Origin of the sequence: Olleya sp. AS48 (assembly GCF_038900355.1) — a bacterium.
Taxonomy (GTDB): domain Bacteria; phylum Bacteroidota; class Bacteroidia; order Flavobacteriales; family Flavobacteriaceae; genus Olleya.
Map to the genome: position 1 here is coordinate 233,892 of NZ_JBBMRD010000005.1, position 8,051 is coordinate 241,942.

Annotated in this window: 8 protein-coding genes; 7 read left to right on the forward strand and 1 reads right to left on the reverse strand. The window is 32.1% G+C overall.

Annotated elements, in window-relative coordinates:
• Positions 1 to 37: 37 nt before the first annotated feature.
• Positions 38 to 733, reverse strand: coding sequence for a LytTR family DNA-binding domain-containing protein (locus WNY60_RS08545; protein ID WP_145002100.1), 696 nt, complete (start codon positions 731 to 733; stop codon positions 38 to 40).
• A 212-nt stretch (positions 734 to 945) separates the two neighbouring features.
• On the opposite strand from WNY60_RS08545, the gene rpsF reads away from it, so the two are divergent.
• From rpsF to hisS, 7 genes are all read left to right on the forward strand, one after another.
• Entirely contained in the window at positions 946 to 1,284 is a 339-nt protein-coding gene (rpsF, locus tag WNY60_RS08550) for a 30S ribosomal protein S6 (protein ID WP_145002099.1), read from the forward strand.
• A 2-nt stretch (positions 1,285 to 1,286) separates the two neighbouring features.
• Entirely contained in the window at positions 1,287 to 1,583 is a 297-nt protein-coding gene (gene rpsR / locus WNY60_RS08555; RefSeq protein ID WP_028281796.1) for a 30S ribosomal protein S18, read from the forward strand.
• A 13-nt stretch (positions 1,584 to 1,596) separates the two neighbouring features.
• Positions 1,597 to 2,040: a 50S ribosomal protein L9 gene (gene rplI, locus WNY60_RS08560; RefSeq protein WP_145002098.1), complete on the forward strand. Its 444-nt coding sequence runs from the start codon at positions 1,597 to 1,599 to the stop codon at positions 2,038 to 2,040.
• A gap of 129 nt (positions 2,041 to 2,169) precedes the next feature.
• Positions 2,170 to 5,286, forward strand: a complete 3,117-nt coding sequence (locus WNY60_RS08565; protein ID WP_342862104.1) for a carboxypeptidase regulatory-like domain-containing protein — start codon at positions 2,170 to 2,172, stop codon at positions 5,284 to 5,286.
• An 87-nt stretch (positions 5,287 to 5,373) separates the two neighbouring features.
• Positions 5,374 to 6,312, forward strand: a complete 939-nt coding sequence (locus tag WNY60_RS08570) for a glycerophosphodiester phosphodiesterase family protein (protein WP_342862105.1) — start codon at positions 5,374 to 5,376, stop codon at positions 6,310 to 6,312.
• A gap of 5 nt (positions 6,313 to 6,317) precedes the next feature.
• Positions 6,318 to 6,785 carry a DUF6495 family protein gene (locus tag WNY60_RS08575; RefSeq protein ID WP_145002096.1) on the forward strand — a complete coding sequence of 156 codons (468 nt, stop codon included), beginning with the start codon at positions 6,318 to 6,320 and terminating at the stop codon, positions 6,783 to 6,785.
• A 120-nt stretch (positions 6,786 to 6,905) separates the two neighbouring features.
• Positions 6,906 to 8,051: histidine--tRNA ligase (gene hisS, locus WNY60_RS08580; RefSeq protein ID WP_342862106.1), on the forward strand; the 1,146-nt coding region annotated here is incomplete at its 3' end.

Consider the following 8,051-nt stretch of genomic DNA (forward strand, 5'->3'; position numbering starts at 1 on the left):
TTAAAAGCAGGTTTTTTTAGGGCATTATATTTTGTTATTAGATACTGTTTAAAGCATCTACTAATTGTGTTTTTTTGTTTCTACTTAATGGGATTTCATAAGCACCAACTTCAACATTTTTACTGTTAAAGCGATCAACCTTGTCCAAGTTTACAATATAAGACTTATGGATTCTTAAAAACTTACCGTCAGGTAATTCGCTTTCAAACGCTTTCATTGTAGATAATACCACTAAGCTTGTGTCCTCAGTAACTAGTTTTACATAGTCACCAAGTGCTTCAATCCATTTAATATCTCTAATATAAACTTTACGCTTTTTAAGATTACTCTTAACAAAGATATGTTCTCCTTCTTCTTGGTTATAATCTAACTTTAATTTATGATGCTCTACAGCTTTATCTACAGCTTGACTAAAACGTTCTCTAGTAATAGGTTTTTGTAAATAATCAGTCGCATCATAATTAAATGCCTTAAAAGCGTATTCTGTTTTACCTGTAACAAAAACAATTTGGGGTTTATTGTTAAGTACGTCAAGTAATTCAAAACCATTTAAAACAGGCATCTCAATATCTAAAAAGATAAGATCAACTTTGTGGGTGTTTAAACCGTTTTTAGTCTCTAAAGCACTGCTATATTCAGCAATTAAATTTAGATGATTATTATTCTCTATTAATTTTACAATAGAAAGTCTTTGTATCGCTGAATCATCAACTACTACACAATTTAATATCATAGTATATGTTCTTTATAGGTTAAGTTATCGACAATAGTACAAAAAAAAGGGATTAAAACCAAAAAACATCGCTAAAATGTAAGTTTTAACATTTGATTAAGATTGCAATTCGGCTGTAAATTAAGTTTAAATTTAGATTAAAAACTATTTGTAGGATTAAATAAAAAGAAGTATTTTTGCACTCATTTTTAACACAAATAAATTAGATTTTTATGAATCATTATGAAACTGTTTTCATCTTAAATCCCGTTTTATCTGAAACACAGATAAAGGAAACAGTACAGAAATACGAAGAATTTCTTGTATCTAGAGGAGCAAAGATGGTATCAAAAGAAGATTGGGGACTTAAAAAGTTAGCTTACCCAATACAAAACAAAAAAAGTGGATTTTATCACTTATTTGAGTACCAAGTAGAAGGAGAGGTAATCAATCCTTTAGAAGTAGAGTTTAGACGTGATGAGCGTTTTATGCGTTACTTAACTGTAACTATGGACAAACATGCAGTGTCATGGGCGGAACGTAGAAGAGTTAAACTTAAACAAAAAGCGTAATTATGTCAAGTATAGAACAACAATCAAAAGGAAAAAAAGAAGGAGAAATTAGATATCTTACTCCTTTAAATATTGAAACTAACAAAAACAAAAAGTATTGTCGTTTCAAAAAGTCTGGTATCAAGTATGTAGATTACAAAGATGCAGATTGGTTATTAGGATTTGTTAACGCTCAAGGTAAAATTTTACCAAGACGTTTAACAGGTACGTCATTAAAGTATCAAAGAAAAGTGTCTGTAGCTGTAAAAAGAGCACGTCACTTAGCTTTAATGCCATACGTAGCAGATTTATTAAAATAAAAATATCATAACAATGGAACTTATATTAAAACAAGACGTTGAGAATTTAGGATTTAAAGACGATGTTGTAACGGTTAAGAACGGTTATGGTAGAAACTTTTTAATCCCTACAGGTCATGCTGTTTTAGCAACAAAATCTGCTAAAAAAGTATTAGAAGAAACTTTAAAGCAACGTGCTTACAAAGAGTCTAAAGAAGTTGAAGAAGCTAATAAAGTGGCTGAAGCAATTAAAGCTTTAGAAATCAAAATCGCTGCTAAAGTTGGTCAAGGAGACAAATTATTTGGATCTGTAAACAACATTGACGTTGCTGAAGCATTAGCTAAAGAAGGTCAAGACATCGATAAAAAATACATTTCTGTAACTACAGTTAAGCGTTTAGGTAAATATAACGCAGCAGTACGTTTACACAGAGCTGTAAATGTTGATTTAGAATTTGAAGTTGTAGCGCAAGCATAACTTAGATTTGTTAACAATACGTTAATAAATTATATCATAATTTTAAAGCCACTCTATTTAGAGTGGCTTTTTTTGTTATATTTTTGTTAAATATTATGCATGCATAATGTCTAACAAACACACAACACAATGAAAAAACTAAATTTAACTATAGCTTTATTGCTATTTACAGTATTAAGTTTTGCACAAGTTACCACAGCTAATATTAAGGGACTTATTACAGAAGACGCTAATATGCCATTATTTGGAGCTAATGTTGTAGCTATCCATGAGCCAACAGGAACAAAGTATGGTGCAATTACAAATTTGGATGGTCGTTACAATTTACTTAACCTTAGGGTTGGAGGACCATACAAAGTATCTATAACCTATGTTGGTTTTAAAGATCAAATTTTTTCTGATGTATATTTAACATTAGGTAAAACAACAAATTTAGATGCGGTTATGAGCTCTAGTGAAGTATCGCTAGATGAGGTCGTAATTACAGGATCGTCTTCCGGAACGTTTGGAAGTGATAGAACAGGAGCAGAAACAAGTGTTGGACGACGTGAATTAACTACGTTACCAACAATTTCTAGATCAGCTTCAGATTTTACTAGATTAGAACCGTCATCATCAGGAAATTCTTTTGGAGGTAGAAACGACCAGTTTAATAACTTTACACTGGATGGAGCAGTATTTAATAATCCGTTTGGATTAGATGCAGCAACTCCTGGAGGTCAAACAGACTCGCAACCAATATCTTTAGATGCTATTGATCAAATACAAGTATCATTAGCGCCTTACGATGTGACATTATCTGGTTTTACAGGTGCAGCAGTAAATGCAGTAACAAAAAGCGGAACTAATGAGTTTCACGGTACAGTTTATGGTTTTACAAGAAATGAAGACATGACTGGTGGTAAAATACGAGGAGAAGACGTTTTTCAATCAGATTTAGAGCAAAATCAATACGGAATTAGTATTGGAGGTCCAGTAATTAAAAACAAATTATTCTTTTTTGCAAACTTTGAAAAAGATGAGCGTTCAGATTTAGGAACAAACGGATTTGCCCCAAATAGAGGTACAGGAGCAATTAATGAAAGTCGAGTAGAATTAGAAGACTTATTAACTGTACAAAATGCATTATTGGATTTAGGATATGATCCAGGAAGATTTGAAGGATTTAATTACGACTCAAACTCTACTAAAGGATTATTTAAATTAGATTGGAATATCAATGATAATAACCGTTTAGCGGTAATTTATAATTTTTTAAATGCCTCTAAAGAAAAGCCAGCCCATCCATCTGCATTAGGATTTAGAGGTCCTAATACTAACACATTACAATTTGAAAATACGGGTTATGAAATTAATAACAATATACAGTCAGTACAAGTTGAGTTAAATTCTACTTTATCAGGAAATGTGACTAATAAATTTCAAATGGGTTATACGCATTTTGATGATTTTAGAGACGCATTATCTTCGCCAGCACCAACGATTACAATTACAGATGGTGGATCAAACTATATAATTGCTGGTCATGAGCCATTTTCAATTAATAATAGATTAGACCAAAAGGTGTTTCAATTTTCTAATAATTTAAATTATGTAGAAGGTGATCATACATATACTGTTGGTTTTTCATATGAAAAATTTCAATTTGATAACTCTTTTAATTTAGGTGCTTATGGTGCACAAGGGGTTTTCTTCCCAACTACAACAATGGATGATTTCCAAAACTTTGTGGATTCTGGTCAATTACAAAATTTATTTAACGAAGCTGCTGCTGCAGATGCAAGTTTACAAGCAAACGGAGAAGGTGTTGCAGGAGGATTTGCTCTAGCAGAAACTAATGTTGGACAATTAGCATTTTATTTACAAGATGAATGGAATGTTACAGAAAACTTTAAATTAACCTATGGTGTAAGATTTGACAAACCATTATTTTTTGATTCTTCTACTAAAGCACAAGAGGTTATTGACAGAGCATGTTGTTATGCTCCAGATATTGAGTATATCAATCCAAATACAGGAGAAGGTGTGTTTTTAGATAACACTAAAATGCCTTCAAACAAAGTATTAATTTCTCCAAGAGTTGGTTTTAATTACGATGTAAAAGGAGATAACAGTTTTCAAGTACGTGGTGGAACAGGATTATTTACTGGTCGTTTACCATTTGTATGGTTAGGTAACCAAATAGCTAATCCAGAGGTTTTCTTTTACCAAATGGTAGATCCTGATTTTAAATTCCCACAAGTATGGAGAACAAATATTGGTACAGATTACAGATTTGAAAACGGTATTATAGCAACAGGAGATATCTCTTACACAAAAGATATTAATGGAGCGCATGTCCAAAATTGGGGATTACGTAATCCTTCAGGAGTACTTAATGCACCAGGAGACACTAGACCAATTTATACTTCAGGTGACATTATTAATAATGCTTATGTATTTACAAATTCGGATAAAGGACGCGTTTGGAATTTTACAGCTAAAGCGCAAAAAACATTTGATAACGGATTGTATACAACTATAGCATACAACTATTTAAATTCAAAAGACGTTAACTCTATCGAGGCAGAAATCACTGGAGATGCTTTTGCATTTAACCCAGTAGTTGGTAATGCTAATAACGACGTGTTGTCTTACTCTAAATATGGAGATACACACCGTTTTATTGGTGTAGCAAGTAAAAAGTTTACTTATGGTAAAGACAAATGGGCTACTACAATCTCTACATTTTTTGAATACGCACAAGGTGGACGTTTTAACTACACTTATGGAGGAGATTTAAATGGAGATGGATCTAACTTAAATGATTTATTATATGTTCCAACTTCTTCAGAGTTGCAGCAAATGCAATTTTCTGGAGCAGGACAAGCAGAAGCTTTTGAAGCGTTTATCCAGCAAGATGATTACTTAAGTGATCGTCGTGGAGATTATGTAGAGCGTTACGGAGCATTAGCACCATGGAGAGGACGTTGGGATTTAAAATTATTACAAGACTATAAATTTAACGTTGGTGGTGATAATTATAACACAATCCAATTTAGCGTTGATATTTTAAACTTAGGTAACTTATTAAATAGTGATTGGGGAGTAGTACAACAACCAACATCTGTACAACCAGTTGGTGTAGATGTAGATGCATCTGGAGTACCAACCTATACATTTACAGGTGTAACCGAAACTTTTTCATACGATACAAGTCTTTTATCAAGATGGCAAGCACAATTTGGAGTTAGATACATTTTCTAGTCCATACGTCACAGATATTTTTTAAATTTGCGCTCCTTTACAGGAGCGCATTTTTTTTATACTAAAAAATACAAAAAACAATACTCAATGAAATTATTAAATCGCTTTCGCGGAAATCAAGCCATTAAGCCACTATATTTTTTACTAATTGTAATTAGCTTTATATCGTGCAAAAATAATAAGCAAGAGGTAACGGTTGTAAATGAAACAGCAGTAACAATACCAACATCAAAACCTTCTGCTTTAATTAACGCTTTTAAATATACACCAGACCAAGATGTTATTATCAGTGTGCATAGAGGAGGTAAAGGGTTAAAACATTATCCAGAAAACTGTTTAGAAACCTTAAAATATATTAACGATAGTATACCTGCTATTTATGAAATTGATGTCGCACAAACTAGAGACAATGTATTAGTATTAATGCATGATAATACATTAGAGCGTACAACCACAGGGACAGATAGATTAAATAAATATACGTTTGAAGAGCTTCAGGCTTTTAATCTACAAGATGATTACGGTAATGAGACTACTTTTAAAATTCCAGCTTTAAAAGACGTTTTAGTATGGGCTAAACAAAACAATGTCGTGTTAACTTTAGACAAGAAAAAAAGCGTGTCTTTTGATGCTATTGTAGCATTAGTAAAACAAGTAGAAGCAGAAGATGTATCAATAATTATAACTTATGATATGGAGCAAGCAACAGAAGCACATAAATTAGCACCTAATTTATTACTATCTGTTTCTGCCAGAAATCAAAAAGAATTAGATTGGTTATTACATTCAAGCATACCAACTCAAAATATGTTAGCCTTTACAGGTACTAAGTTATCACCAAATGACTTTTATAAAACAGTCCAATCTCATGGTATTAAAACTATTTTAGGAACTTTGGGTAACTTAGACAAACAAGCTCAAGCTAAAGGAGAAGTACCATATACCATATGGAAAGACAAAGGAATAGATGTTTTTGCAACAGACAGACCTTTTGAGGTCGCTAAAGCGTTAAATATTAAGAAATAGAAAAAATGAAGTATTCTAGACTTACAAAAGAACAATTTGAAGAATTACATAAAGAGTTTATAAACTTTTTAGCAACACAGACCATTACAGCAGACGAGTGGGAAACCTTAAAAAAGGATAAACCAGAAGTAGCAGAACAGGAGCTAGATGTTTTTAGTGATTTAGTTTGGGAAGGTGTGTTAAACCAAGTAAAGTATGTGGAGCAAATATCTGCACATAACTTACACTTATTTACTTTTAATGACGACCATATGCACGTTATAGGTATCAAGATAGATGGTCCAATAGATGTAACTACACCAGATGGTTTTAACTGGTTGCGCGAAAATTTAATGGACGACACAGTAACCTTTACACAAGGTAAAAAAGACTATTCTGAGGATAAAAACTTAGATAAATTTAAGCTTATTCAATCAGGAAGTGCTATTACAAAAGGAGAGTTGTATGAGTACATGAACAAGTTAATTAACTAAACAAGTCCTGAAAACGGTAGTTTAAAAAATAAATTAAAACCACTATTTTTGTTATTCTGTATAAGTACAGAATACGTTTAAAGTAACACAAATAAAACCCTTTTAATAAAAGGAATATATATGGCACAAAAACCAAGTATACCAAAAGGAACAAGAGATTTTAATCCAGAAGAAGTTGCAAAACGTAACTATATATTTAGTACTATAAAATCACAATTTCAACGTTTTGGATTTCAGCCAATAGAGACACCAAGTTTTGAAAACTCTGATACCTTAATGGGTAAGTATGGAGAAGAAGGTGATCGTTTGATTTTTAAAATTTTGAATTCAGGTGACTTTTTATCAAAAGTGGACCAGCCATTATATGCTTTAAAGGACTCAGCTAAAATAACACCAAGAATCTCAGAAAAGGCATTACGCTACGACTTAACAGTACCATTTGCTAGATACGTAGTCCAACATCAAAACGAAATAGAATTTCCGTTTAAACGCTATCAAATGCAACCTGTTTGGCGTGCTGATAGACCACAAAAAGGACGTTTTAGAGAGTTTTATCAATGTGATGCAGACGTGGTTGGTAGTGATAGTTTATGGCAAGAAGTAGAGTTTGTACAGTTGTATGACAACGTGTTTACAGCTTTAAAGTTAGAAGGTGCTACAATTAAAATAAACAATCGTAAAATATTATCTGGTATTGCTGAGGTTATTGGAGCAAGTGATAAGTTAATCGATTTTACTGTTGCTTTAGATAAATTAGATAAAATAGGAGAGGATAAGGTAAAGGAAGAAATGCTTGGTAAAGGTATTTCTGAAGACGGTATAGCTAAGCTTCAACCTTTATTTACTTTAAAAGGTGATTTTGGGTCACAAATAGAGAGTTTAAAATCTATTTTAAGTACCTCTGAAGAAGGTCAAAAAGGAATAGAAGAGTTAAGTTTTATTAATGAGGCTATAACTGCATTAGGTTTAAAATCTGCTAAATTACAGTTAGATGTAACGTTAGCTAGAGGTTTAAATTATTATACAGGAGCTATCTTTGAGGTATCTGCACCAGAAGGTGTAGCAATGGGATCTATTGGTGGAGGAGGTCGTTACGATGATTTAACAGGAATATTTGGTCTTAAAAATGTAAGTGGAGTAGGCATTAGTTTTGGATTAGATCGTATTTATTTAGTTTTAGAAGAATTAGGTTTGTTTCCAGAAACTATTACAAAATCTACAGAAGTATTGTTTATCAATTTTGGTGATAAAGAATCCTTATTTAGT

What these genes read in the sequence shown, in the direction of transcription:
- WNY60_RS08545 (WP_145002100.1), bottom strand. Translation starts at nt 733, where the DNA reads ATGATATTAAATTGTGTAGTAGTTGATGATTCAGCGATACAAAGACTT.
- rpsF (WP_145002099.1), top strand. Translation starts at nt 946, where the DNA reads ATGAATCATTATGAAACTGTTTTCATCTTAAATCCCGTTTTATCTGAA.
- rpsR (WP_028281796.1), top strand. Translation starts at nt 1,287, where the DNA reads ATGTCAAGTATAGAACAACAATCAAAAGGAAAAAAAGAAGGAGAAATT.
- rplI (WP_145002098.1), top strand. Translation starts at nt 1,597, where the DNA reads ATGGAACTTATATTAAAACAAGACGTTGAGAATTTAGGATTTAAAGAC.
- WNY60_RS08565 (WP_342862104.1), top strand. Translation starts at nt 2,170, where the DNA reads ATGAAAAAACTAAATTTAACTATAGCTTTATTGCTATTTACAGTATTA.
- WNY60_RS08570 (WP_342862105.1), top strand. Translation starts at nt 5,374, where the DNA reads ATGAAATTATTAAATCGCTTTCGCGGAAATCAAGCCATTAAGCCACTA.
- WNY60_RS08575 (WP_145002096.1), top strand. Translation starts at nt 6,318, where the DNA reads ATGAAGTATTCTAGACTTACAAAAGAACAATTTGAAGAATTACATAAA.